Below are 24972 nucleotides of genomic sequence, written 5' to 3'. Positions count from 1 at the left end.
GGGGGGGGGATAAAAAAAGGACTGTGGATATTGGTTTATAACATGTGGTAAATTTTTAGAAAAATAGTGGGAAATGATAGAATATGAATTATTATAAAATATGAAAAATTTCGTGTCAAATATAAAGAAAATAATATCTTAAATATAGATAATAAATAAGAAAGTAAAAGAGAATACAAACAATTAAAGATAAAACTTGATTTAGATAAATTTATACTCAAAATACTTGAAAACAATAAATGGATTAAGTATATTATCTTTTTTGTTTGTTAAGAAGATTCACACTTAGTAAAACAATAAAACTAAAAATTAATAGTATGAGACTATAAATATGGGCTGTGGTAAAATCTAAATTTTCCATACTTTCATATATAGCAATACTAGCTACTTTTGTTTCTCCGCTTAAAGAACCGCCTATCATTAATACTATACCAAACTCACCCATAGTATGTGCAAAACTTATCACCAAAGCACTTAATATAGCTGGTTTAATACTAGGTAAGATTACTTTAAAAAGTGTGATGAAAGAATTTTTTCCCAAAGAAAAACTAGCTTCTATAATATTTTTAGAAATCATAGACATTGCATTATATAAAGGATTAAACATAAAAGGTAAAGAATAAATACAACTTGCTATCACTAAACCTTCAAAGGTAAAAGCTAAAGTGATATTAAAGTGTTTTTCTAAAAAATTACCCAAAAAAGAGTATTTTGAAAACAAAATCAACAAGTAAAAACCAACAACAGATGGTGGTAAAACCAAAGGTAAGGTTATTATGGTTTCTAGAATTTTTTTTGCTCTAAATTGCTTAAAAGTAAAAACCCAAGCAAGAGGTATGCAAAAACAAAACAAAATTATACAAGTAATAATAGAAAGCTTTATGGAAACTAAAAAAGGTGTCCAATCTATACTTAATAATAATTGTGTCATTATTAAAACTTTCTCAAGTCAAAAAAGACTTGAGATTACTTTCCTAAATTTGGCTCCATTTCTATAATTTTCCAAGGAAGTCCTTGAGTATTTAACTCATCCATAAAAGGTTTAGCATCAAATTCTTCCATGTTAAACACGCCTTTTCCTTGCCAAATTCCTTTAGCAATTAACTTTGTTCCTATCATTGCAGGAACTCCGGTAGTATAACTCACAGCTTGCGCTCCAGTTTCTTTAAAGCATTCTTCGTGATTGCAAACATTGTAAATATAAACTTGTCTATCTTTTCCATCTTTTACACCACGAATCACACAACCTATATTAGTATAACCTTTAGTGCGAGGGCCTAAACTAGCAGGATCAGGAAGTAGTGTTTTTAAAAATTCTATTGGTATTATTTCTTTGCCTTGATGCATAACAGGCTTAATACCTAGCATACCAACATTTTCAAGACATTTCATATGAGTTAAATAGCTTTGCCCAAAAGTCATAAAAAATCTTATTCTTTTTAAGCCTTTGATATTTTTTACTAAGCTTTCAAGCTCTTCATGATAAAGTAAATAACTATCCTTTACCCCTACTTCAGGATAATCCCACTCCATTTTTATTTCCATAGGTTCAGTTTCTATCCATTTTCCATTTTCCCAGTAACGACCTTTAGCAGAAACTTCTCTTAAGTTAATTTCAGGATTAAAATTAGTTGCAAAGGCATAGCCATGATCTCCAGCATTGCAATCTAATATATCTATATAATGAATTTCATCAAATAAATTTTGCTGCGCATAAGCGCAAAATACATTAGTAACACCTGGATCAAAACCGCTACCTAAAAGTCCTAAAATTTCTGCTTGTTTAAACTTATCATTTCTTGCCCATTGTTCTTTATATTCAAATTTAGCTAAATCAGGATGTTCATAATTTGCAGTATCTACATAGTGGATATTAGTTTGAATACACGCATCCATTAAAGTAAGATCTTGATAAGGTAAAGCCACATTTAATAAAATTTCAGCTCCTGTTTTTTTGATAAGTTCTACAACAGCAGCAGTGTCATCTGCATCTATTTGCTCAGTTTGAATTTCTACACCTAAACGCTCTTTTATAAAAGCTGCTATTTCATCACATTTACTTTTAGTTCTACTTGCTAGAGTTATTTTGCTAAAGACATCACTATTCATTGCACATTTTACAGTCGCAACACGGCTTACACCACCTGCACCTATAATCAAAAGATTTTTCATCATTTTTCCTTAAATTTTTTAGAAAATTGTAACAAAAAAACTTTATAAAGCATTGAAACAAAAAATAAAAAATAATTTTTATAATGTTTTTTTAAAATAAAACAAGTAAAATGATAGTTTTTTAAATTTTTTAAGGACACTTATGAATTTACAAAGTGTAGAACTTTCTTATCCTATTGTTATTACTTTTATTACCTATGCATTTTTAATGCTTTTTATAGGTTTTTATTTTTACAAAAAAAATCAAAACAGTAAAGATTATTTTGTTGGTAATGCCTCCATGGGGCCGGTAATATCTGCCTTAAGTGCAGGTGCTTCTGATATGAGTAGTTGGCTTTTAATGGCTTTTCCTGGTGCTTTATATGCAGCTGGCTTAGGGCAAATTTATATAGCTATAGGCTTAAGTTTTGGTATGTTTTTAAACTGGACCTTTGTTGCTAAAAGATTAAAGATTTTTTCTCAAATAGCCAAAGAATGTATTACAATTCCTGATTTTTTTGAAAGTCGCTTTCATGATGATAGACATATTTTAAGAAGCATTTGCGCAATAGTTATTTTGGTATTTTTTACTATTTACATTAGCGCTGGATTAGTAAGTGGTGCTAAGCTTTTTGAAAGTGTATTTAATTTACCTTATATTTTTGCCTTAAGCATTGGATTTTTAGTTATTGTTTTATATACTTTTTTAGGTGGCTATAAAGCCGTATGTTGGACTGATATGATACAAGGACTTTTAATGATGAGTTCATTAATCATCATTCCTTTTGTAATGATTTTTGAACTTGGTGGCTTTGGCGAAGCCTTTTCTACTATAAACGATGTAAAACCTCAAGCCTTTGGCCTAGACGGTGGTGGTTGGCTAGTCGTGGTATCAACCCTAGCATGGGGACTTGGTTATTTTGGTCAACCTCACATTTTAATTCGTTTTATCTCTATAAAAAATGTAAAAGAAATTCCTACTGCAACTTTTATAGGCATAACTTGGATGGTAATTTCTTTATTTGGTGCTGCTATGATAGGATTTTTAGGTATTGCTTATATAGCTAAATTTAATCTCACTTTAAATGACCCTGAAAGAATATTTATCGTAATGTCTCAAGTGCTTTTTAATCCTTGGGTGGCAGGAATTTTACTCAGTGCTATATTGGCAGCTATTATGAGTACTGCAAGTTCTCAACTACTAGTATGTGCTTCTAGCTTGGTGCAAGATTTTTATACACAAATCTTAAAAAGAAAAACAAATGATAAAAATATTACTTTATTATCACGTCTAGGTGTTTTAGCTGTTGCTTGTGTAGCTTTTGTACTTTCACTTGATACGCAAAGTCAAATTTTAGGTATTGTTTCATATGCATGGGCAGGTTTTGGTGCAAGCTTTGGAAGTGTTATTTTATTTTCTTTGTTTTATAAAAATATGAGCAAAGAAGGTGCAATAGCTGGAATGGTTAGTGGAGCTTTAACTGTTATATTTTATAAACATTTTGGTTCAAATTTTATAGCAATTTATGAAATCATTCCTGGATTTTTAGTTGCAAGTTGTTTTATTGTGATTTTTAGTATAATTTTTAAAGCAAAAAAACATACAATAAAACACTATGAAAAAATGTTAAAAGAAATTTAAATGTTTAAATCTTTTTTTTATTCAAAAAAATGGGCATTGTGGGCTTATTTGGGTTTGTTTTTTTTACTAGCTTCTTTACTTGCTCAAACTTCCATTAATGTTGCAATAAATGAATGGTATAAAGAATTTTATGATGTTTTACAAGATGCAAAAAATCATAGTATAGATGACTTTTATCATTTTATTAAGCAATTTTTATATCTAGCATTGCCTTATGTATTAATCGCTACTATCACACAATATTTTGGAAGTATTTATGCCTTTAAATGGCGTGAGGCTATGACTTTTGATTATATTAAATTTTGGCAAAAAAAAGATGATAACATAGAAGGTAGCTCACAAAGAATTCAAGAAGATATTTATAATTTTTCAAAAATCATAGAAAGCTTAGGATTGGCTTTTGTTAAGGCAATTATGACTTTAATTGCTTTTGTGCCAATTTTGTGGATGTTAAGTGCGCATGTTAATTTACCTATCTTAAAAGACATTAATGGATCCTTAGTATGGATTGCATTTTTGGTTTCTTTGGGAGGTCTTGTTATATCATGGTTTGTTGGTATTAAATTACCTGGTCTTGAATATAATAATCAAAAAGCCGAAGCTGCTTTTAGAAAAGAACTTGTTTTTGCTGAAGATGATAGAAAAAATTATGCGAGCGATGAAAGTATTTTAAGTTTATTTACTGGACTTAAAATCAATTATAAAAGATTATTTTTGCATTATGGGTATTTTAATATATGGCTTTATTTATTTGAGCAAATCATGGTTATAGTGCCTTTTTTAATCATGGCTCCAAGCTTGTTTTTAGGACTTATACAACTTGGAATTATCATACAAGTTGGCAATGCTTTTGATCAAGTTAGATCATCATTTAGTATTTTTATCACCAATTGGACAACTATCACACAATTGCGTAGCATTTATAAACGTTTAGATGAATTTGAAAAAAATATTGAATATAGAAAACATAAATTAATTTAAAATATGTCGTTTATTTTAAGCTAATTTTATAGTTTTGATTTGATATAATTTTGCAAAAATTTTATTAAAGGAGTTTTTTTGGACCCCAGTCAATCTTTAGACTTAAATCAAACATTACCCGCTGTTGCCTCAATTGATGTAGGCTATTCTACTTTTATGATTCTTGTTGCATTAGCTTTAGTGCTTTTAAATGGATTTTTTGTTTTATCTGAATTTGCTATTGTTAAAGTACGTAGATCAAAACTCGAAGAAATGGTAAAAGAAAAAAAACGTAATGCAAAAAAAGCTTTAGAAGTAACCTCAAAACTAGATACTTATTTAAGTGCATGCCAACTTGGTATTACGCTAAGCTCTCTTGCTCTTGGTTGGATAGGTGAACCTGCTATTGCTAAAATTCTTGAAGTTCCTTTGGCAAATTTAGGCTTAGCTCCAGCATTAATTCATACTATAGCATTTGTTATCGCTTTTGCTATTATCACATTATTGCATGTTGTATTAGGTGAATTAGTTCCAAAGAGCGTTGCTATCGCTATTGCAGATAAAGCTGTTTTATGGGTTGCAAGACCATTACATTTATTTTGGTTACTTTTCCTACCTTTCATCAAAACATTTGACTTTTTAGCTGCAATTTCTTTAAAAGTTATAGGTATTAAACCTGCTAAAGAACATGAATTAAGCCACTCTGAAGAAGAAATCAAATTTATTGCGAGTGAAAGCCAAAAAGGTGGAGTTTTGGATGAGTTTGAAACTGAAATCATACGTAATGCTGTTGATTTTTCAGATACAGTAGCAAAAGAAATCATGACACCTAGAAAAGATATGATATGTCTTAACAAACAAAAAAGCTATGAGGAAAATATGCAAATAGTTTGTCAATACAAACACACACGCTTTCCATATATAGACGGTTCTAAAGATATCATTTTGGGTATGGTGCATATTAGAGACATCATGCAAAATGAACTTAGCAAAGATAAGAAAAATTTGGATGATTTTTTAATCAAAATGATCTTAGTTCCAGAAAATATCAGCATATCCAAAGTCCTTTTCATGATGAATAAAGAACAAGTACACACAGCATTAGTAGTAGATGAATATGGTGGCACAGCCGGTCTTTTAACCATGGAAGATATTATGGAAGAAATCGTTGGAGATATTAATGATGAGCATGATGATTCTAGTCCACATTTTAAAAAACTTGCAGAAAACATTTATGAATTTCAAGGAAGATATGAAATTAGCGAAGTAGAAGAAATGCTTGATATACGCTTTAATGAAGAGCTAGAACAAGTCACTATAGGTGGATATGTTTTTAATCTCTTAGGACGCTTACCGGTTGTTGGAGATAGAATAGAAGATGAATTCTGCTACTACGAAGTCAAAAAGATGGATGGAAATAGTATAGAACGCATTAAAGTTGTACGCAAGAATACTAATGAAGAAGAGTAAACAAACTCTTCTTTTTGCTCTCATATAGTCCTTACTTATCCATTCTAACCTATAAGGAAAATATATGCAATTACATGATGAAATCAATCAATTTATACAAGAATGCAAAAGCATTATAATATCTTCTTTAAATTTAAATAATCAAACCATATGTTCATATACACCTATTATAAAAATTAAAAATGACTTTTATATTTATATTAGTGAAATTGCTGAACACTTTGAAGGAGTAAAATACAATAATAAAAACATAGAAATTATGTTTATAGAAGATGAAAAAGATTGCATGTCAATCTTTGCAAGAAAAAGACTTAAATTTAGAATAGAGTGTATAGAAATAACAAGAGATAATCAACTCTTTGAGCAAGTATTAAATACTTATGAAAATGAAAGCAATAAAGAAATAATCCAAGTCATTAAAAATATGCAAGATTTTCATTTATTTCAACTTATACTGAAAAACGGAAGATATGTTAAAGGTTTTGGAAAGGCATATGAAATTAATGAAGGAATAATTAATTTAATTAATTCAAAAGGACATAAATAATTCAAGATGAGCTTTTTGCCCATCTTGGTAGATTAACCATTTCTTTTTTTGATAATTTCTTCAGAAACGTTTTTTGGAACTTCATCATAGTGATCAAATTCCATAGAATAAGTAGCACGACCTTGAGTTTGACTTCTAAGATCAGTTGAGTAACCAAACATCTCAGCCAAAGGACAAAATGCTGTAATAATTTTATTACCACCTCTTTCATCCATTGAATTTACTTGACCACGACGTTTATTTAAATCTCCAATAACATCACCCATATATTCTTCTGGAGTTTCAACTTCAACTTTCATCATAGGTTCTAAGATTACCGCACCTGCTTTTCTAGCACCTTCTTTAAAGCCCATAGAAGCTGCAAGTTTAAATGCCATTTCAGAAGAATCCACTTCGTGATAGCTTCCATCATAAACAGTTACTTTAACATCTTCAACAGGATATCCTGCTAAAACACCGTTTTGTAATGCCTCTTGAACACCTTTATCAACCGCTGGAATATATTCTTTTGGAATTACCCCACCTTTGATATCATTTATAAACTCATAACCACTGCCTGGCTCAAGCGGCTCAAGTCTTAAGAATACATGACCATACTGACCACGACCACCTGATTGTTTAGCGTATTTGTACTCTTGCTCAACTGTTTTTCTAATAGTTTCACGGTAAGCAACTTGAGGTTGACCAACTTCTGCTTCAACTTTAAACTCACGAAGCATTCTATCAACAATAATTTCTAAGTGAAGCTCACCCATACCTGAGATGATAGTTTGACCACTTTCTTCATCTGTAGAAACTCTAAAGCTTGGATCTTCTTGAGCTAATTTATTTAAAGCAATAGACATTTTTTCTTGATCTGCTTTTGTTTTAGGCTCAACAGCAACTGAAATAACAGGATCTGGAAAATCCATTCTCTCTAAAATAACTTTATCTTTTTCACTTGCTAAGGTATCACCAGTAAGTGTGTCTTTAAGACCAACAACCGCTCCAATTTCTCCTGCATATAAAGTTTTAATCTCTTCTCTTTTATTAGAGTGCATTTTCAAAAGACGACCAATTCTTTCTTTTTTATCTTTTGTTGAATTATATGCATAAGAACCACTTTCTAAACTCCCTCTATATACACGAACGAAAGTTAATTGTCCAACAAATGGGTCAGTCATAATTTTAAATGCAAGACCTGCAAATTCACCATCATCAGTTGATTTTACAGAAACTTCTGTACCATCTTCATACTCACCTTTGATATTAGCAACTTCATCAGGAGCTGGTAAATAAGCAACAACAGCATCAAGCAATGGTTGAACACCTTTGTTTTTAAAAGCCGTACCACAAAGCATAGGAACCATAGAAAGACTTAAACATCCTGCTTTAATACCTGCTTTGATTTCTTCTTGAGTAAGCTCTTCACCACCTAAATATTTTTCCATTAATTCATCGCTTGTTTCAGAAACAGCTTCTATCATTTTTACACGATATTCTTCAGCCTTTTCTTTAAGCTCAGCTGGAATTTCTTTTTCTACATAATCGGTTGGTTTGCTTTCATCTTCCCATACTAAAGCTTTCATGGTGATAAGATCAATCACGCCTTTGAAATTATCTTCAGCACCAATTGGAATTTGAAGTGGAACTGGGTTGCCTTTTAAGCGATTTTTAATTTGCTCTTCTACATTAAAGAAATTTGCACCAATTCTATCCATTTTATTTACAAAAACAATTCTTGGAACACCGTATTTATTAGCTTGTCTCCAAACAGTTTCTGATTGTGGTTGAACTCCACCTACTGAACAAAATACTGCAACAGCACCATCTAAAACACGCATTGATCTTTCAACTTCGATTGTAAAGTCAACGTGGCCTGGAGTGTCTATAAGGTTGATTTGGTGATTTTTCCAAAAACAAGTTGTAGCAGCAGAAGTAATTGTAATACCTCTTTCTTTTTCTTGTTCCATCCAGTCCATTGTAGCCGCACCATCATGTACTTCGCCAATTTTATGACTCATACCTGTAAAGAAAAGAATTCTTTCACTAGTAGTTGTTTTACCAGCATCAATGTGAGCTGCAATACCTATATTTCTAACTCTTTTTAAAGGAGTACTTCTTGACATGTTTTACTCCTCTTACCAACGATAATGAGCAAATGCTTTATTAGCTTCTGCCATTTTATAAGTATCTTCTTTCTTCTTAAATGAAGCGCCTTTACTATTAGCTGCGTCTAATAATTCAGCTGCTAATTTTTCAATCATAGTTCTTTCACTTCTTTTTCTAGCAAAAGAAATAATCCATCTTATAGCTAAAGCTTGTTGTCTAGCTGGGCGTACTTCTACTGGAACTTGATAAGTAGCACCACCAACACGACGAGATTTAACTTCTAATAAAGGCTTAATATTTTCAATAGCATCATTAAAAATTTCTATACCTTTTTTTTCTCCACCTTTTTTATCGATAGCTTCTAAAGCACCATACATAATAGTAGTAGCTGTGCTTTTTTTACCATCATACATTAAAGAATTAATGAATTTTGTAATTACTTTGTTTCCATAAATCGGATCTGGCAAGACTTCTCTTACCGGAGCTTTTCTTCTTCTCATAATTTTCCTTCAAATTTATAATTTTACTCAAACAAAATCAAATCTAACGGATTTGTCTGCAATCTTATTACTTAGCTGCTGCTTTAGGGCGTTTTGCACCATATTTAGAACGAGAAACAGTTCTTTTTGCAACACCTGCAGTATCTAAGGCACCACGAACAATGTGATACTTAACACCTGGTAAGTCTTTTACCCTACCACCACGCACTAAAACGATGCTGTGTTCTTGTAGGTTGTGACCTTCACCACCGATATAACTAATAACTTCAAAGCCACTTGTAAGTCTTACTTTGGCAACTTTTCTTAACGCTGAGTTTGGTTTTTTAGGAGTTGTTGTATAAACCCTAGTACAAACTCCCCTTCTTTGTGGGCAATTTTTAAGCGCTGGTGATTTAGATTTTTCTAAAACTTTTTTGCGCTCTTTTCTAACCAATTGATTTATGGTTGGCACAGTAATTCCTTTCATTAATAAAATAATAAACTTTGGATAATATCTAAATTTTACTTATAAAATTATAAACTATTAAGGTTTTCTTGGAGTTTTTCTAAAAACAAATAAATGTGATAAGCATCATTGCTGGCATGATTAACATTAATACTAAAAGGAATGAGAATTTTTTTATTTTCTTTTATAATCTTTCCACTTGTTATAATAGGAAAGAAATACTGCTCTTTTTTTGGCAAGTGTAAAGAAAAATTCTCAAAAGCCACCCAAGGAATGGCAGAAATATTAAAAAGATTATCTATAGGCTCTTTTAAAAACATACTTTTATCGTTTTTTATTAATTGTTTATCCTCTTCATATAAAGATAAAAAATCATTTAAATTTTCTTTATAGAAAGTCCAAAGAACAGAAAAAGTTTTAGAGTCCTTATGAAAAATAGTATAAGAAGGATGGATAATATCATAACATATTAGTTGTTTGTTTTGATCTAAACTAAATTTAAAATTATCAAAAGCATTTATACTTTTACTAATAGTGTGGATAAAACAAGGGTAGAATTCATAATTATTGTTTTTAATAAAATAATAAAAAGAACTAATATCTAATTTAACAGTAATTTCAAACGAGCAAGGAATATTTTGAGTATAAAAGTTAAAATGTTCTTTTCTTTTATATTGTTCTAAATCAATTATTTTAAACATAAAATACTTAAAAAATCCTAGCAAAATTGCTAGGATTGAAAATTAATTTTGTTGTTTAAGCTTTAAATTTTGATCTCCATAAAGACCTGTACCAACAGGAATCATGCGACCTAAGATTACATTTTCTTTCAGATCTTCAAGATAGTCAAATTTACCTGCAATACTTGCTTCTGTTAAAACTTTCGTTGTTTCTTGGAAAGAAGCAGCCGAAATCACACTATCACTTCCAATAGCTGCTCTTGTAACCCCAAGCAACACAGGCTCAGCTACAGCAGGTTCACCGCCATATCTTAAAATTCTTTCATTTTCTTCTCTAAATTTTCTTCTTGAAACCAAATCACCTACAATAAAGTTTGTATGACCACTATCAACAATTTTTACTTGTCTTAGCATTTGTGATACGATGATTTCAATATGCTTATCAGAAATCACAACACCTTGACCACGATAAACTTGCTGAATTTCAGAAATAAGATAATAATGCAATGCTTTTTCACCTAAAATTCTAAGCACATCATGACTTGAAATAACTCCATCGGTTAATTTTTCACCCGCATGAATAAATTCACCATCTCTTACTTGAATGCGTTTTGATTTATCAATTAAATACTCTGCACTACTTCCATCTTCTGCTTGGATAATAATTCTTTCTTTTGATCTTAAAGGTTTATCAAATCTAACAACTCCATCAATTTCAGCTACAACAGCAGTATTTTTTGGCTTTCTTGCTTCAAATAATTCAGATACCCTTGGAAGACCTCCAGTAATATCTTTTGATTTAGCTGCTGCCTTTGGTGTTTTAGCTAGGATGTCAGCTTGCTTAACCTTATCACCATCATTTACATAAATAACAGTTTTTGGTTCGAGTTGATAACGCACTACTTTATCGTTTTCACCTATGATTAACAACGCTGGACGCACTCCACTTGGTAGATACTCATTAATAACAAGCGATCTTTTACCAGTTGCTTCATCAATTTGCTCATCAGCACTATAGCCTGATTCAATATCTTCAAAGTTAATTGTACCTGCAACTTCTGCAATTACAGTATTATTATATGCATCCCATTCAGCAATGATAGTTTTATCTTCTTTGCTTGATTTTGCTATGATAGTTTTAGGATTATCCACAAAAGTACTATCATCAAATTCAATCACAGAATCTCTTGGTATATAGTGTCTTTTTGCTTCTCTATCATTTTCATCAGCAATAACAACAAAAACACCTTTTTCTTTAACTACATCACCTTTTTTAAGATTTCTAATTCTATCTAAACCATCCCCTTTAAGCATATAAAACTTCAAGGTACCTTTTGCACCAGCTACAATATCCTGAGTGATAGGATCGCCATCTTTTACTAACAATTCACTCGCATAAGGGATACGGTTTGGTATATTCCAACCCTCTTTGATTACTTCTACAATACTTTCATTTTCAGCTACTTCAGCACCATCGCTATATGGAATATATAATTTACCTTCAATATTACCACTTACACCAGCAAGCTCATTAGCTTTTGCTAAGTCATACTTTCTTAATATAAATTTAGCTTCATTATTTTTTGCTTTAACGCTAACTACCACATCCTCATATGCATGCTCAATATGGATAGTTCCTTTAAATGGAGCTTTGATTTTTGGCTCAACAAGTAAAATAGCAGCATTGCGATGATTTGCAACGATAGTTTTACCTTGTCTATCTTCATAAGTGTTAAGATTATAAAATCTTACAAAACCTTCTTTGTGTGCTACTACTTGACGATCTTGCAAATCTGTACTAGCAGTACCACCACTATGGAAAGTTCTTAGTGTAAGCTGAGTTCCTGGCTCACCGATTGATTGAGCAGATATAATACCTACAGCTTCACCTGGCTTAACTAATTTGCCCTCACCTAGGTTAATACCATAACATTTAGAACAAACTCCTTTTTTAGCTTTACAAGTAATAGGAGTTCTAATACTTACACTCTTTACACCACTTTCAACAATTACTCTAGCTTTTTCCTCATCTACTAAAGTACCTTCTGAAAATAAAATTTCATTAGTAATAGAATCAATAATATTTTCAGCTAAAACTCTTCCTAAAATTCTTTCTTCTAAGGTTTCAATCACAACACCATCTGCGGTAATTTCATTAATCTCAACACCCTCATGTGCACCACAATCTTCCATTGTAACTTTTACATTTTGTGCCACATCGATAAGTTTTCTTGTTAAATAACCTGCATTTGCTGTTTTTAATGCTGTATCCGCAAGACCTTTTCTAGCACCATGAGTTGAAATAAAATATTCAAGAACATTAAGTCCTTCACGGAAATTTGAAATAATCGGTGTTTCAATGATTGAGCCATCAGGTTTTGCCATAAGACCTCTCATCGCAGCAAGCTGTGAAATTTGAGCTGCTGAACCTCTAGCACCAGAATCTGCCATCATATAAATAGAGTTAAATCCTTCTTTATCTTTTTTAATTAACTCCATCATGTCTTTTGACAAGATATTATTAGTGCTTTTCCAAATATCGATAATCTTATTATATCTTTCACCCGAAGTAATCAAACCTAAATTATATGAATTTTGAATTTCTCTTACTTGTTTTTTAGCTTCTTCTATGCTTTTTTGCTTTTGATCAGGCACAATAATATCAGCAATTGAAATAGAAATACCCGCTTTTGTTGCATATTCAAAACCAAGATCTTTTAATTTATCTAAAAAGCTAGCACTTACTTCAAGGCCACCTTCTTTATAAACATAATCAACCAAAGCTGCAATATCTTTTTTCTTCATGACTTTATTCCACATATTTTCAGGAACAAAATCAGGCAAGATAGACTTAATAATTAATCTTCCAGCAGTCGTAGTGATTTTTCTACCATCAACTACACTTCTAATACTTGCATGAATATCTAAAGATTTTGCTTCTAGGGCAATCATAACCTCTTCAATACCTGTACAAATTTTATGCTCACCCTTAGCACCATCTTTTTCTAAAGATAGATAATAAATCCCCAAAACCATATCTTGAGAAGGTACAGTCACAGAACGACCACTTGCTGGAAGCAAGATATTCATAGATGAGAGCATTAATACTTTACACTCAGCTATTGCTTCTTGTGATAAAGGCACATGCACAGCCATTTGATCCCCGTCAAAATCAGCATTAAATGCTGCACACACCAATGGATGAAGTTGAATTGCCTTGCCCTCTACAAGCACAGGATGGAAAGCTTGGATGGAAAGCTTATGCAAGGTTGGTGCACGATTAAGCATTACAGGATGACCTTTAACAACCTCTTCTAAACACTCCCAAACCTCATTGGTTTTATTTTCTATCATTTTTTTAGCTTGTTTTACAGTGGTAGCATAACCTTTTTCTTCAAGTTTAGCTAACAAATGTGGCTTAAATAATTCCAAAGCCATTTTTTTAGGTAAACCACATTGATCCATTCTAAGTTTTGGCCCAACAACAATAACACTACGACCTGAAAAATCCACTCTTTTACCAAGTAGATTTTGTCTGAAACGACCTTGTTTTCCTTTGATGATTTCACTTAAAGATTTTAATGGACGTTTATTTGCACCTTTAACTGCATTTGCTCTTCTACCATTATCAAATAAAGCATCGACTGCTTCTTGAAGCATTCTTTTTTCATTTCTAATGATAATTTCAGGTGCATCAAGCTCCATAAGTCTTTTTAAACGTGTATTTCTATTAATAACTCTTCTATATAAATCATTCACATCAGAAACTGCAAATTTTCCACCATCTAAAGCTACCAAAGGTCTTAAATCAGGTGGTAACACAGGTAAATTTGTAATCATCATCCATTCAGGACGATTTGGAACTACTTCATCACTATTTGTATTAGTATTTAAATTACTATTTAAGAAATTTTCCACCACTTTTAAGCGTTTGATGATAGTTTTTTTCTTTGCTTCTGAATTAGTTGCTGCAATATCTTCTTTTAATTTATTTAAAAGCTCAACAAGATCTAAATTTGCTAGTAAATCTCTAACAACTTCACCACCCATTCTAGCTTTAAATCCACTACTTTCATAGCGTTGCATTAAATTTAAATACTGCTCTTCATTTAATACATCACAAAATTCAACTTTTTTAGTATTTTCATTATCATAGTATGCATCACCTGGATTTTCTACTATATATGCTTCATAATACAATACGCGCTCTAAGTCTTTCATCTTTACACCAAGTAAAGTACCGATACGACTTGGCAAAGAATTTACATACCATATATGTGCTACTGGTGTAACTAGCTCAATATGCCCCATTCTTGAGCGGCGTACTTTAGAACTAGTAACTTCAACACCACATTTTTCACACTTAATGCCTTTAAAACGCATTTTTTTATACTTACCACAAAGACATTCATAATCTCTTACTGGTCCAAAAATTTTAGCGCAAAAAAGCCCGTCTCTTTCAGGCTTTAAAGTTCTATAATTAATTGTTTCTGGTTTTTTTACTTCGCCATAAGACCATGATTTGATTTTTTCAGGACTTGCAAGTCTTAATTGAAAAGCTTCAAAGTCTCTAGGTCTACCATCTTCTTTTATTTCGATAGGTTTAAATTTACTCATTATTCTCATCCTTATCAAAAATCTCAACATCTAAAGCAAGAGATTTTAATTCATTTGTAAGTACAAAGAATGTCTCTGGAATACCTGTTGCTGGAACATTCTCACCTTTTGTTAAAGCTTTATAAGCACTAAATCTACCTTCAACATCATCAGATTTTATGGTTAACATTTCTCTTAGAGTATGAGCTGCTCCATAAGCTTCAAGAGCCCAAACCTCCATCTCACCAAATCTTTGTCCACCAAATAAAGCCTTACCACCAACTGGTTGTTGTGTTACAAGACTATAAGGTCCAGTACTTCTTGCGTGAACTTTTTCATCTACTAAATGGTGTAATTTAAGCATATACATACATCCAACATGCACACGCTCTGCCATTTTTTCACCAGTTCTTCCATCATAAAGTTCGCTTTTTCCGTCCATAGCTATTTTAGCCATTTCAAAAAGCTTACCAAATTCTTCAACCGTTACGCCTTCAAATACAGGAGTAGCAAATTTCACTCCTTTAGCCCAATCTCTAGCATAAGAAATAAGCTGTTCATCATTTAAAGTTTGCACAAATTTCTTTTCTAATTCAAGTCTAGATACACTACAAATTTCAAGAATTTTTTCACGTAATTCTTTTACAAAATCTTTTTGTTTTCTATCAAAAATTTCTTGAATTTGATCACCTAGTCTCATACCAACAATCCCCAAATGACTTTCAAGAATTTGTCCTATATTCATACGACTTGGAACCCCTAGAGGATTTAAGGCTATATCAATAGGTCTTCCATCAGGTAAATATGGCATATCAACTTCTGGAACGATATTAGACACAATACCTTTATTTCCATGGCGTCCTGCCATTTTATCCCCAACTTTCAATTTTCTCTTAGTCGCGATATATACTTTAACAAGTTTTACTACCCCACTTGGTAAAATATCATCTTTTTCTAAAATTTCTAATTTTTCATCATGCTCTGTTTTAAGTTTTTTCTTCTCATTTTGGAAATGATTTTTTAAATCATCATATTCTTTTTGTACTTCTTTAGAATAAGCTTTAACTAAAGAATTTAATGCAAAACGATTGATTTTTTCTAATTCTGTAATTTCTACTTTAGAGCCTTTTTTATATTTAACACCATTTATTTCTTCATCTGAATTTAAAGCTGATTTAGAAAGTAAAGAACATACTCTTAAAGTTTCTTCTCTATCCATCATTAAAAGTCTATCATGATGTTCTTTTTCAAGATTTAATTTTTCATCATCATAAGCTTTTATAGCGCGTGCATCTTTTTCATAACCTTTTTTAGTAAAGATTTTTACATCTACAACAACACCTTCTAATGAGGCGGTTGCATATAAAGATTTATTTACAACATGTCCAGCTTTTTCACCAAAAATAGCTCTTAATAATCTTTCTTCAGGTGTAGGTTTTACTTCACCCTTAGGTGAAACTTTACCTACCAAAATCATACCAGGCTTTATATGAGTTCCTATTTTAGCGATACCACTCTCATCAAGATGCGCTAAATCTTCTTCTTTTACATTTGGAATATCTTTTGTAATTTCTTCTACACCATCTTTAAGCTCTCTAGCCTCTACTTCTTTTTCATAAATATGAACACTAGTAAAAGTATCTTCACGTAAAATTTTCTCACTAATTACAATAGCATCTTCATAGTTATACCCATGCCATGGCATAAATGCGATTAAGGCATTCTTACCAATAGCAAGTTCGCCTTGATCCATACTTGGACCATCTGCAATGATTTGACCTGCTTGAATAAATTCGCCTTTTTTCACAATCGGGTGTTGAATAAAAGTTGTATTTTGGTTAGTTCTTAGATTTTTTTCCATTTTATAATGATCAATAAATGGTCCATTTTCATCTTCGCCCAAAATAAAAATATTTTTATTGTCAACTTTTTCTACAATCCCTGCTCTTTTAGCTTTAATAGCCTCCCAAGCATCACGAGCAATGATTTTTTCCATACCAGTACCTACTATAGGTGCTTGTGCGGTTAGTAAAGGCACTGCTTGACGTTGCATGTTTGAACCCATTAAAGCTCTGTTTGCATCATCATGCTCTAAGAATGGGATTAATGACGCTGCAACCCCTACTATCATGCCTGAACAAAGGTCAATCAAATGTACTTCTTCTCTTCTTGCTAGGATTGTTTCACCATCTTGTCTTGCTTCAACAAATTCCTCAACAATATTACCTTTTTCATCAATTTTAGTTGAAGCGGCTGCAATCACCAAGCCCTCTTCTTGAGTAGCAGTCAAGTATACAATTTCATTGCTTACTTTTCCATTTTCTACTTTCTTATAAGGTGCTTCAACAAAGCCTAGATCATTTACTTTAGCATAAGTTGAAAGCGTATTAATTAATCCGATGTTTTGACCTTCTGGAGTTTCAACAGGACAAATTCTTCCATAATGCGTTGCATGAACATCACGTACTTCAAAACCTGCTCTTTCTTTTACTAAACCACCTTCACCAAGTGCTGACAAACGACGTTTATGAGTCACTTCACTCAATGGGTTTGTTTGATCCATAAATTGAGATAATTGACCGCCGGTAAAAAATTCCATAATTGTTACAGTAATTGTCTTAGGATTAATCAAATCATAAGGCATTACTTTATCAATATCTGTATTTAAAGCCGTAAATTTATCTCTAATTGATTTTTGCATTTTAGCAAGACCTACATGAAGTTCATTTGCTAAAAGTTCTCCAATTGATCTTATACGACGATTACCTAAATGGTCTCTATCATCAATATGACCTCTACCATTTTTTACTTTAATTAAATATTTTGCAGTTTTTACTATATCTTCATTGGTTAAAACCGTAACATATTCAGGCGTATCTAAGCCTAATTTATGATTCATTTTCATACGACCAACTTTTGTTAGATCATATCTTTCAGGATTGAAAAATAAATCATTTACAAAGGCTTTTGCAGCATCTTTTACTACTGGTTCGCCTGGTCTCATTACTTTATAAATTCTAATAGCTGCTAAATCATTCTCATCATCTATATTCTCGGTTTGTTTTAATAATTTTAAAGTTTCATTATCTTGAATGAAAGAATTAATAATAGCAGCATCTACTCCATTAGCTAAGTCATTAGCAATATCAAACTGTTTTTCCTCTTTAATTTTTGCTAGTTTTCCCTCATCTAACAGCGTTAAAGAATCAAATAAAACCTCACCAGTTTCTTTATTAATAATAGGATTAGCTAAATACCTATTTGTTAAAATTTCAACTGGATATTCAACCCATTTAACCCCATCTTTTACAAGCTGTTCAGCCTTTTTCTTTGTCATTCTTTTACCAGCTTGATGAATTACATTGCCTTTTTCATCTTTCAAGTCATACTCAACTCTATCTAAAAAGTCATTTGGATTAAATTCAGTTAAGAATTTATCTTTTTTAACATGAATAGTTTGTATAGGGTAAAATAATTTTATAATGTCTTGTTTTTTATAACCAAGTGCTCTAAATAAAATTGTAATAGGCACTTTTCTTCTTTTATTAATACGCACATAAAGCACATCTTTAGCATCATATTCAAAATAAAGCCAAGAACCACGATCTGGTATGATTTGGGCTGTATATACTAATTTATTTGCAACAGTAGAACTTTCTTCTTCTTTAAATATAACACCCGGACTTCTGTGAAGTTGATTTACTACAACCCTTTCAACTCCGTTAATTATAAAAGAAATTCTATCTGTCATTAAAGGGATTTCTCTAATATAAATTTCTTGTTCTTTAATATCTTTTATACCAATTTTTTCACCCGTTTTTTCATCTTTTTCATGTAAAGTTAAACGGATTTTCATTTTTAAATTTACAGAATAAGTCAAACCTCTTTCCATACACTCTCTAATAGTGTACTTAGGTTTACCTACTTCACTACTTACATATTCTAAACTTAATCTATTTTGTGGATCATGAATTGGAAAAATAGATTTAAATACTTTTTCAATTCCACTTTCTGAATTTTTAGCATCTATGTTTAAAAAATAATCAAAACTTTTCTTTTGTAATTGTAATAAATTTGGAATGTCTATTTGTTGTGGAACATTCGAGAAGTCTATTCTTAAACGATTTCCTGATTGTGAATTTAACATATTATTATACCCCATGGTAAAAGTATTGAAAGAAAGAATCCTAATTAAAGGAAAACAAGAAAGGATATAAAATCCTTTCTTTTAAAACAAAAAAATTATTTAAGCTCAACCTTAGCGCCAGCTTCTTCAAGTTGTTTTTTAGCTTCTTCAGCTTCAGCTTTGCTAACACCTTCTTTAAGAACCGATGGAGTTTGTTCAACAGCATCTTTTGCTTCTTTTAGTCCAAGGCCAGTTAAAGCACGAACAACTTTAATTACATTGATTTTTTTATCGCCACCATCTTGTAATACGATGTCAAATTCAGTTTTTTCTTCAGCAGCACCGCCAGCAGCACCTGCAACAGCAGCACCTGCAACCATAACTGGAGCAGCAGAAACACCAAATTTTTCTTCAAATTCTTTTACTAATTCTGAAAGTTCAAGAACGCTTAGGTTAGAAATAAATTCTAATACATCTTCTTTAGTAATTGCCATTTTTTATCCTTTTTAAATTTTATTCAGCTTCTTTTTTTTCTTTTAATGCATTTAATCCAATTGTAAAATTGGTGATTGGTGCATTCCAAACTTGCAAAAGCATAGCAAGCAATTCATTGCGAGAAGGCATTTTAGCTAAAGCTTTAACTTTATCTACTGAAGCAACTTCACCATCAATAAATGCGGTTTTGATTTCAAATGTTTGATTAGCTTCGCTAAATTTATCAGCAACTTTTGAAACATTTAATTGGTCTTCACCCCAAAGATAAATATTTGTATCTTTAAGTTCCATTCCATCTTTGCCGGCATTTTTAAGAGCAATACTTGCTAAAGTATTTTTAATAATTTGAACTTTAACATCCATTTCTCTCGCATTATTTCTTAACTCTTCAAGTTTTTTAGTGTTTAAACCTTTATAGTTACAAACTACAACAGCTTCACTAACCTTAAAACCCTCTTCAAGCTTAGAAACAAGTTCAATTTTTTGGCTTTTAGTCATCTTTACTCCTTTCCGACCGGTGATTTCAAGCAGAGCAGAAAATCTAATTAAGTCCCAAGACCTCGGCTATCTCCAATCTAAGATAAAAATTAGATAAGATAAAAGTTATTATCTTATCTAATTTTTATTAATGAGAGAAAAACTCTCATTAATTTTATTTTGTATCAAGTAATTCTTGAGTATCAAGAGAAAGAGAAGGACTCATAGTCAAAGAAAGACTAGCATTTTTAATATATCTTCCTTTTGCAGCAGCTGGTTTATGTTTATTAATAGCTTTTACAAATGCTGTCATATTTTCTTTTAATTGTTCTTGAGTAAAACTAACTTTACCCAAACCTGCATGGATGTTTCCTTGTTTATCAACACGGAAATTAACTTGTCCATTTTTAGCATTATTAACAGCTTGAGCAACATCCATTGTTACTGTACCTGTTTTAGGATTTGGCATCAAACCTTTAGGTCCTAAAATACGACCTACTTTACCTACTAGACCCATTAAATTTGGTGTAGCAATTAAAACATCAAAATTCATATTACCTTTTTGAATTTCTTCTACTAAATCATCGCTACCAACTATATCAGCACCTGCATTTTTTGCTTCATCAGCTTTTGCATCTTTTGCAATAACAGCAACACGAACTTTTTTACCTGTACCGCAAGGTAAAACAACACTACCTCTTACCATTTGATCTGCATGTCTTGGATCAACATTTAATTTTAAAGCAATTTCAACTGTTTCATCAAATTTAGCAGAAGCAAGAGTTTTTACTGTGCTTATTGCTTCATCCATTAAATAGTTTTTATTTGAATCTATTTTTTTTAATAATTCTGTAAATCTTTTAGTATTTTTAGACATCAATTTTCTCCGCATTTTATATAAAGTGCTACCGCCTTTTTAAACTCTTGGCGGTAAAGAGTATTAATCTACGATTTCAACACCCATAGAACGAGCAGAACCCATGATAATTTTAGCAGCTTGCTCTCTATCTTTTGTATTCATATCAGTGATTTTTTTATCTACAATTTCTAAAACTTGTGCTTTAGTTAATTTACCTACTTTATTTTTTAAAGGGTTATCTGCACCTTTAGAAATACCTGCAGCTTTTTTAATTAAATCTGTAGCTGGTGGTTGTTTTGTTATAAATGTAAAGCTTTTATCTGCATAAACAGTAATAACAACTGGAATATTAAAACCAGCCATATCTTTTGTTCTTTCATTAAATGCCTTACAAAATTCCATAATATTAACACCTTGTTGGCCTAAAGCAGGACCAACTGGAGGTGATGGATTAGCCTTAGTAGCAGCTATTTGTAATTTAATTTCTCCTACGACTTTTTTAGCCATAACCTTTCTCCTTTACTTACTATATAATCAAACTATTTTTTCAACTTGAGAGTATAAGATTTCTACTGGAGTTGATCTACCAAATATAGAAACATTTAGCTTTAAAACGCCTCTAACCATATCATATTCCTCTACAATACCGACAAAGTTTGCAAAAGGACCTTCAGTTATTCTTACACTTTCTTCTTTATCAAATGAAATTTTAGGCTTAGGTGCTGCTTTATTTTTCACCTTTTCTAAAATAAGATTGATATCTTTTTCACTTAATGGGGTTGGTTTTTTACTTTCACCTATAAAACGACCAACCTTTGGTAAAGACTGAATTTTATGCCAAAGCTCTGTTGATAAGTCTATATTGGCAAATACATAGCCTGAATATAAACTTCTTTCGCTTATTTTTTCTTTACCATTTTTAAATTCAATCACATCTTCAGTTGGAACAATTACTTCTAATAATTGCTCTTGAATTCCATGATCTCTAACTAAATTTTCTATGGCTCTTTTTACAGCCATCTCACTACCTGCATAAGTTTGAATTGCATACCATTTATGATTCATTTTTCTATCCTATAATCTTAGATAATGAAAATGACATAATCAAATCAACTAATGCTAAAAATAATGAAACAACAGTAACAACTACAAAAACTGTAATATAAGCATTTCTAACTTGCTCTTTCAAAGGCCAAATTACTTTTCCTAATTCAGCTTTTGACAATTTAAAATAAGTTATTAGTTTTTCCATATTTTACCTTATTTTGTGGCAGGGCAAGAGGGATTCGAACCCCCAACCATCGGATTTGGAATCCGGCGCTCTACCGTTGGAGCTATTGCCCTAAGGGCTTTTTTATAAAAGCCTTAACTTTTTAATTTAACTTCTTTATGAATTGTATGTTTTTTCAATCTTGGGCAATATTTTTTTAATTCTAACTTTTCAGTTGTATTTTTACTATTTTTAAAAGTGCTATAATTAATATCACCGCACTCTTCACATTTTAAACCAACTTTAATTCTCATTTTTATTCCTTAAAAAGCGAGATTAAATCTCGCTTATAATTATTTAATAATTTTAGAAACAACACCTGAACCAACAGTACGGCCACCTTCACGGATAGCAAAACGAGTACCTTCTTCAAGTGCAACTGGTGCAATAAGACTTACAGTAATTCTAACATTATCGCCCGGCATAACCATTTCAACGCCTTCTGCAAGTTGGATAGAACCAGTAACATCAGTTGTTCTTACATAAAATTGTGGTCTATAGTTATTAAAGAATGGAGTATGGCGTCCACCTTCATCTTTATTTAAAATATAAACTTCTGCTTCAAAATCAGTATGAGGAGTGATTGATTTAGGTTTAGCAAGAACCATACCACGAAGAACATCTTCTTTTTTAGTTCCACGAAGAAGAACACCAACGTTATCTCCTGCTTCACCTTGATCCATTTCTTTTCTAAACATTTCAACACCAGTTACTGTAGTGCTTTGTGTTTCTCTAATACCAACAATTTCAATAGTATCACCAACTTTAACAATACCTTTTTCAATTCTACCAGTAACAACTGTACCACGACCTGAAATTGAGAATACATCTTCGATAGGCATTAAGAAATCTTTATCTGTATCACGAGCTGGAGTTGGAATATACTCATCAACTGCTGCCATAAGATCTAAGATTTTTTTAGACCATTCACCATCTTGTCCAGCTTTTGCTTCTTCAAGAGCTTGTAAAGCAGAACCTGAAATAATTGGAGTATCATCTCCTGGGAAATCATAAGAGCTTAATAATTCTCTAATTTCCATTTCAACTAATTCTAATAACTCAGCATCATCAACCATATCAGCTTTGTTCATGAAAACAACAATATATGGTACACCTACTTGACGAGAAAGCAAGATGTGCTCTCTAGTTTGTGGCATTGGGCCGTCTGCTGCAGAAACAACAAGAATAGCACCGTCCATTTGAGCAGCACCAGTAATCATGTTTTTAACATAGTCAGCGTGACCTGGGCAGTCTACGTGAGCATAGTGACGATTTTCTGTTTCATACTCAATGTGAGAAGTAGCAATAGTAATACCACGCTCTTTTTCTTCAGGAGCATTATCGATATTATCATAATCTTTAAGCTCAGCCAAACCTCTTCTTGAAAGAACAGCAGAGATAGCAGCTGTTAAAGTAGTTTTACCGTGGTCAACGTGACCAATAGTACCAATATTTACGTGAGGCTTATTACGTGAAAATTTTTCTTTAGCCATCTTTTTCCTCCATATAAAATTTACAAACAAATACTAATTTATGTTTTATAATCTTTTGAAATCAATGGAGCTCATAGCGGGACTTGAACCCGCGACCTCTCCCTTACCAAGGGAGTGCTCTACCTCTGAGCCATACGAGCGCTCAGAAAAATTAAAAACATAAACTATAAAATTTTGGAAATTTGAAACTGCTAGAAATTCTGAATTTAAAAACAGCTCCCAGTTTCACTCTACCAAAATCAGGTTGGAGCGGGAAACGGGACTCGAACCCGCGACCCTCAGCTTGGAAGGCTGATGCTCTAGCCAACTGAGCTACTCCCGCAAAGCAATGGTGGTGAGTCGTGGATTCGAACCACGGAAGGCGAAAGCCAGCAGATTTACAGTCTGCCCTCGTTGGCCACTTGAGTAACTCACCATGAATAATAATGCTTTTTATTTCTGGTCAAACACTGCTATTAACAATGGAGCTGGTTAAGGGACTTGAACCCCCGACCTGCTGCTTACAAGGCAGCTGCTCTACCAACTGAGCTAAACCAGCAAAAAATAAAGTTGAATTATAATGTAATTTTGAATTAATGTCAAGTGTTTTAAATAATTTTGTATAATTTTTAAAAAATAAAGGATTAATTATGAAAATTTTATTTTCACCTAGTGAGGGAAAAAGTAAAATAAATACACATAGTTGTTTAAATGAAAAATCATTCATATTTAACAAGCTATACGATAAAAGACTTGAAGTAATTGCTAAATACAAAAATTTTATTAAAGAATGTGATGAAAATGTTCTTGAAAAATTTTTTGGTATCAAAGACAAAGATGAACTATATAATCTTAGTCATGATATATTAAAAAAAGATACAACCAAAGCAATTCAAAGATACAATGGTGTTGCTTTTGAATATTTAGATTATGAGAGTTTGGATGAAATTTCTAAAAAATATATAGATGAAAATGTATTAATATTTTCAAATCTTTTTGGTTCTATTTTAGCAAAAGATTTAATACCTTATTATAAATTAAAACAAGGGGAGAAAATCAAAGATTTTAATATAGAAAAATTTTATAAAGAAAATTTTTCCAGTGAACTTGATGATTTTTTAGAAAATGAATTAATAATCGATCTTAGAGCCAAATTTTATGAAAAATTTTACACCATTAAACAACCCTTTG

Annotated in this window: 21 protein-coding genes and 5 tRNA genes; 5 read left to right on the top strand and 21 right to left on the bottom strand. The window is 31.6% G+C overall.

Annotation, left to right across the window (positions count from 1 at the left end; all coding sequences use genetic code 11):
• Positions 1 to 253: 253 nt before the first annotated feature.
• Both modB and L8X36_RS07485 read right to left on the bottom strand, forming a co-directional pair.
• Positions 254 to 931, bottom strand: coding sequence for a molybdate ABC transporter permease subunit (gene modB / locus L8X36_RS07490; protein WP_263679660.1), 678 nt, complete (start codon positions 929 to 931; stop codon positions 254 to 256).
• A gap of 35 nt (positions 932 to 966) precedes the next feature.
• On the bottom strand, positions 967 to 2172 hold the full coding sequence (locus tag L8X36_RS07485) for a saccharopine dehydrogenase family protein (RefSeq protein ID WP_263683256.1): 1206 nt from the start codon (positions 2170 to 2172) through the stop codon (positions 967 to 969).
• A gap of 142 nt (positions 2173 to 2314) precedes the next feature.
• Here L8X36_RS07485 and putP point away from each other — a divergent pair, with 142 nt between their 5' ends.
• From putP to L8X36_RS07465, 4 genes are all read left to right on the top strand, one after another.
• Positions 2315 to 3793, top strand: a complete 1479-nt coding sequence (gene putP / locus L8X36_RS07480; protein WP_263683255.1) for a sodium/proline symporter PutP — start codon at positions 2315 to 2317, stop codon at positions 3791 to 3793.
• Entirely contained in the window at positions 3794 to 4774 is a 981-nt protein-coding gene (locus tag L8X36_RS07475; RefSeq protein WP_039668130.1) for a putative transporter, read from the top strand.
• 78 nt (positions 4775 to 4852) lie between these two features.
• On the top strand, positions 4853 to 6223 hold the full coding sequence (locus L8X36_RS07470; RefSeq protein ID WP_263683254.1) for a hemolysin family protein: 1371 nt from the start codon (positions 4853 to 4855) through the stop codon (positions 6221 to 6223).
• A 64-nt stretch (positions 6224 to 6287) separates the two neighbouring features.
• Positions 6288 to 6770: a pyridoxamine 5'-phosphate oxidase family protein gene (locus tag L8X36_RS07465; protein ID WP_263683253.1), complete on the top strand. Its 483-nt coding sequence runs from the start codon at positions 6288 to 6290 to the stop codon at positions 6768 to 6770.
• A gap of 32 nt (positions 6771 to 6802) precedes the next feature.
• Here L8X36_RS07465 and fusA read toward each other — a convergent pair whose 3' ends face one another.
• The 19 genes from fusA to L8X36_RS07370 form a co-directional block, all read right to left on the bottom strand.
• Complete coding sequence (gene fusA, locus L8X36_RS07460) at positions 6803 to 8878, bottom strand: elongation factor G (RefSeq protein ID WP_263683252.1); 2076 nt, start codon at positions 8876 to 8878, stop codon at positions 6803 to 6805.
• Positions 8879 to 8890: 12 nt separating this feature from the next.
• Complete coding sequence (gene rpsG / locus L8X36_RS07455; RefSeq protein WP_012661188.1) at positions 8891 to 9361, bottom strand: 30S ribosomal protein S7; 471 nt, start codon at positions 9359 to 9361, stop codon at positions 8891 to 8893.
• A 67-nt stretch (positions 9362 to 9428) separates the two neighbouring features.
• Positions 9429 to 9812, bottom strand: a complete 384-nt coding sequence (rpsL, locus tag L8X36_RS07450) for a 30S ribosomal protein S12 (RefSeq protein WP_012661187.1) — start codon at positions 9810 to 9812, stop codon at positions 9429 to 9431.
• 62 nt (positions 9813 to 9874) lie between these two features.
• A complete protein-coding gene (locus tag L8X36_RS07445) occupies positions 9875 to 10507 on the bottom strand; it encodes a CatA-like O-acetyltransferase (RefSeq protein WP_263683251.1) in 633 nt (210 codons plus the stop codon).
• A 42-nt stretch (positions 10508 to 10549) separates the two neighbouring features.
• Complete coding sequence (gene rpoC / locus L8X36_RS07440) at positions 10550 to 15103, bottom strand: DNA-directed RNA polymerase subunit beta' (RefSeq protein ID WP_263683250.1); 4554 nt, start codon at positions 15101 to 15103, stop codon at positions 10550 to 10552.
• The gene (gene rpoB / locus L8X36_RS07435) at positions 15096 to 19229 is read right to left on the bottom strand and encodes a DNA-directed RNA polymerase subunit beta (RefSeq protein ID WP_263683249.1); all 4134 of its coding nucleotides are present in this window, start codon (positions 19227 to 19229) and stop codon (positions 15096 to 15098) included. The genes rpoC and rpoB overlap by 8 nt, the downstream gene beginning before the upstream one ends.
• Before the next feature lie 95 nt (positions 19230 to 19324).
• Positions 19325 to 19702 carry a 50S ribosomal protein L7/L12 gene (rplL, locus tag L8X36_RS07430; protein WP_012661184.1) on the bottom strand — a complete coding sequence of 126 codons (378 nt, stop codon included), beginning with the start codon at positions 19700 to 19702 and terminating at the stop codon, positions 19325 to 19327.
• Between the two features lie 19 nt (positions 19703 to 19721).
• Positions 19722 to 20201: a 50S ribosomal protein L10 gene (gene rplJ / locus L8X36_RS07425; protein WP_263683248.1), complete on the bottom strand. Its 480-nt coding sequence runs from the start codon at positions 20199 to 20201 to the stop codon at positions 19722 to 19724.
• 154 nt (positions 20202 to 20355) lie between these two features.
• Positions 20356 to 21057, bottom strand: coding sequence for a 50S ribosomal protein L1 (gene rplA, locus L8X36_RS07420; RefSeq protein WP_039617747.1), 702 nt, complete (start codon positions 21055 to 21057; stop codon positions 20356 to 20358).
• Positions 21058 to 21120: 63 nt separating this feature from the next.
• Positions 21121 to 21546 (bottom strand): 50S ribosomal protein L11, encoded by a 426-nt coding sequence (gene rplK, locus L8X36_RS07415; RefSeq protein ID WP_263683247.1) that lies wholly within the window; start codon positions 21544 to 21546, stop codon positions 21121 to 21123.
• Between the two features lie 27 nt (positions 21547 to 21573).
• Positions 21574 to 22104, bottom strand: a complete 531-nt coding sequence (gene nusG, locus L8X36_RS07410; protein WP_012661180.1) for a transcription termination/antitermination protein NusG — start codon at positions 22102 to 22104, stop codon at positions 21574 to 21576.
• Positions 22105 to 22108: 4 nt separating this feature from the next.
• Positions 22109 to 22291, bottom strand: coding sequence for a preprotein translocase subunit SecE (secE, locus tag L8X36_RS07405; protein WP_012661179.1), 183 nt, complete (start codon positions 22289 to 22291; stop codon positions 22109 to 22111).
• A 16-nt stretch (positions 22292 to 22307) separates the two neighbouring features.
• A tRNA-Trp gene (locus L8X36_RS07400) sits at positions 22308 to 22383 on the bottom strand.
• Positions 22384 to 22404: 21 nt separating this feature from the next.
• On the bottom strand, positions 22405 to 22563 hold the full coding sequence (rpmG, locus tag L8X36_RS07395; protein WP_012661178.1) for a 50S ribosomal protein L33: 159 nt from the start codon (positions 22561 to 22563) through the stop codon (positions 22405 to 22407).
• Positions 22564 to 22602: 39 nt separating this feature from the next.
• Positions 22603 to 23802, bottom strand: coding sequence for an elongation factor Tu (gene tuf / locus L8X36_RS07390; protein ID WP_039668122.1), 1200 nt, complete (start codon positions 23800 to 23802; stop codon positions 22603 to 22605).
• 65 nt (positions 23803 to 23867) lie between these two features.
• A tRNA-Thr gene (locus L8X36_RS07385) sits at positions 23868 to 23942 on the bottom strand.
• Positions 23943 to 24047: 105 nt separating this feature from the next.
• Positions 24048 to 24124, bottom strand: a tRNA-Gly gene (locus L8X36_RS07380).
• Between the two features lie 7 nt (positions 24125 to 24131).
• Positions 24132 to 24217: transfer RNA gene (locus L8X36_RS07375), tRNA-Tyr, on the bottom strand.
• 47 nt (positions 24218 to 24264) lie between these two features.
• Positions 24265 to 24340, bottom strand: a tRNA-Thr gene (locus tag L8X36_RS07370).
• Between the two features lie 91 nt (positions 24341 to 24431).
• Here L8X36_RS07370 and yaaA point away from each other — a divergent pair.
• Positions 24432 to 24972: YaaA family protein (gene yaaA, locus L8X36_RS07365; protein WP_263683246.1), on the top strand; the 541-nt coding region annotated here is incomplete at its 3' end.

Origin of the sequence: Campylobacter sp. CNRCH_2014_0184h, from assembly GCF_025772985.1 — a bacterium.
In the GTDB taxonomy this organism is placed as follows: Bacteria; Campylobacterota; Campylobacteria; order Campylobacterales; family Campylobacteraceae; genus Campylobacter_D.
This window is presented reverse-complemented; position numbering and strand designations above follow the sequence as displayed.

Bases quoted from the DNA above. Each gene is read 5' to 3' on its own strand.
- rplJ (WP_263683248.1), bottom strand. From the start codon at position 20,201: ATGACTAAAAGCCAAAAAATTGAACTTGTTTCTAAGCTTGAAGAGGGT.
- tuf (WP_039668122.1), bottom strand. From the start codon at position 23,802: ATGGCTAAAGAAAAATTTTCACGTAATAAGCCTCACGTAAATATTGGT.
- L8X36_RS07465 (WP_263683253.1), top strand. From the start codon at position 6,288: ATGCAATTACATGATGAAATCAATCAATTTATACAAGAATGCAAAAGC.
- fusA (WP_263683252.1), bottom strand. From the start codon at position 8,878: ATGTCAAGAAGTACTCCTTTAAAAAGAGTTAGAAATATAGGTATTGCA.
- rpsG (WP_012661188.1), bottom strand. From the start codon at position 9,361: ATGAGAAGAAGAAAAGCTCCGGTAAGAGAAGTCTTGCCAGATCCGATT.
- rpmG (WP_012661178.1), bottom strand. From the start codon at position 22,563: ATGAGAATTAAAGTTGGTTTAAAATGTGAAGAGTGCGGTGATATTAAT.
- secE (WP_012661179.1), bottom strand. From the start codon at position 22,291: ATGGAAAAACTAATAACTTATTTTAAATTGTCAAAAGCTGAATTAGGA.
- rpoC (WP_263683250.1), bottom strand. From the start codon at position 15,103: ATGAGTAAATTTAAACCTATCGAAATAAAAGAAGATGGTAGACCTAGA.
- L8X36_RS07445 (WP_263683251.1), bottom strand. From the start codon at position 10,507: ATGTTTAAAATAATTGATTTAGAACAATATAAAAGAAAAGAACATTTT.
- L8X36_RS07485 (WP_263683256.1), bottom strand. From the start codon at position 2,172: ATGAAAAATCTTTTGATTATAGGTGCAGGTGGTGTAAGCCGTGTTGCG.
- putP (WP_263683255.1), top strand. From the start codon at position 2,315: ATGAATTTACAAAGTGTAGAACTTTCTTATCCTATTGTTATTACTTTT.
- rplL (WP_012661184.1), bottom strand. From the start codon at position 19,702: ATGGCAATTACTAAAGAAGATGTATTAGAATTTATTTCTAACCTAAGC.
- rplK (WP_263683247.1), bottom strand. From the start codon at position 21,546: ATGGCTAAAAAAGTCGTAGGAGAAATTAAATTACAAATAGCTGCTACT.
- nusG (WP_012661180.1), bottom strand. From the start codon at position 22,104: ATGAATCATAAATGGTATGCAATTCAAACTTATGCAGGTAGTGAGATG.
- rplA (WP_039617747.1), bottom strand. From the start codon at position 21,057: ATGTCTAAAAATACTAAAAGATTTACAGAATTATTAAAAAAAATAGAT.
- modB (WP_263679660.1), bottom strand. From the start codon at position 931: ATGACACAATTATTATTAAGTATAGATTGGACACCTTTTTTAGTTTCC.
- L8X36_RS07475 (WP_039668130.1), top strand. From the start codon at position 3,794: ATGTTTAAATCTTTTTTTTATTCAAAAAAATGGGCATTGTGGGCTTAT.
- rpoB (WP_263683249.1), bottom strand. From the start codon at position 19,229: ATGTTAAATTCACAATCAGGAAATCGTTTAAGAATAGACTTCTCGAAT.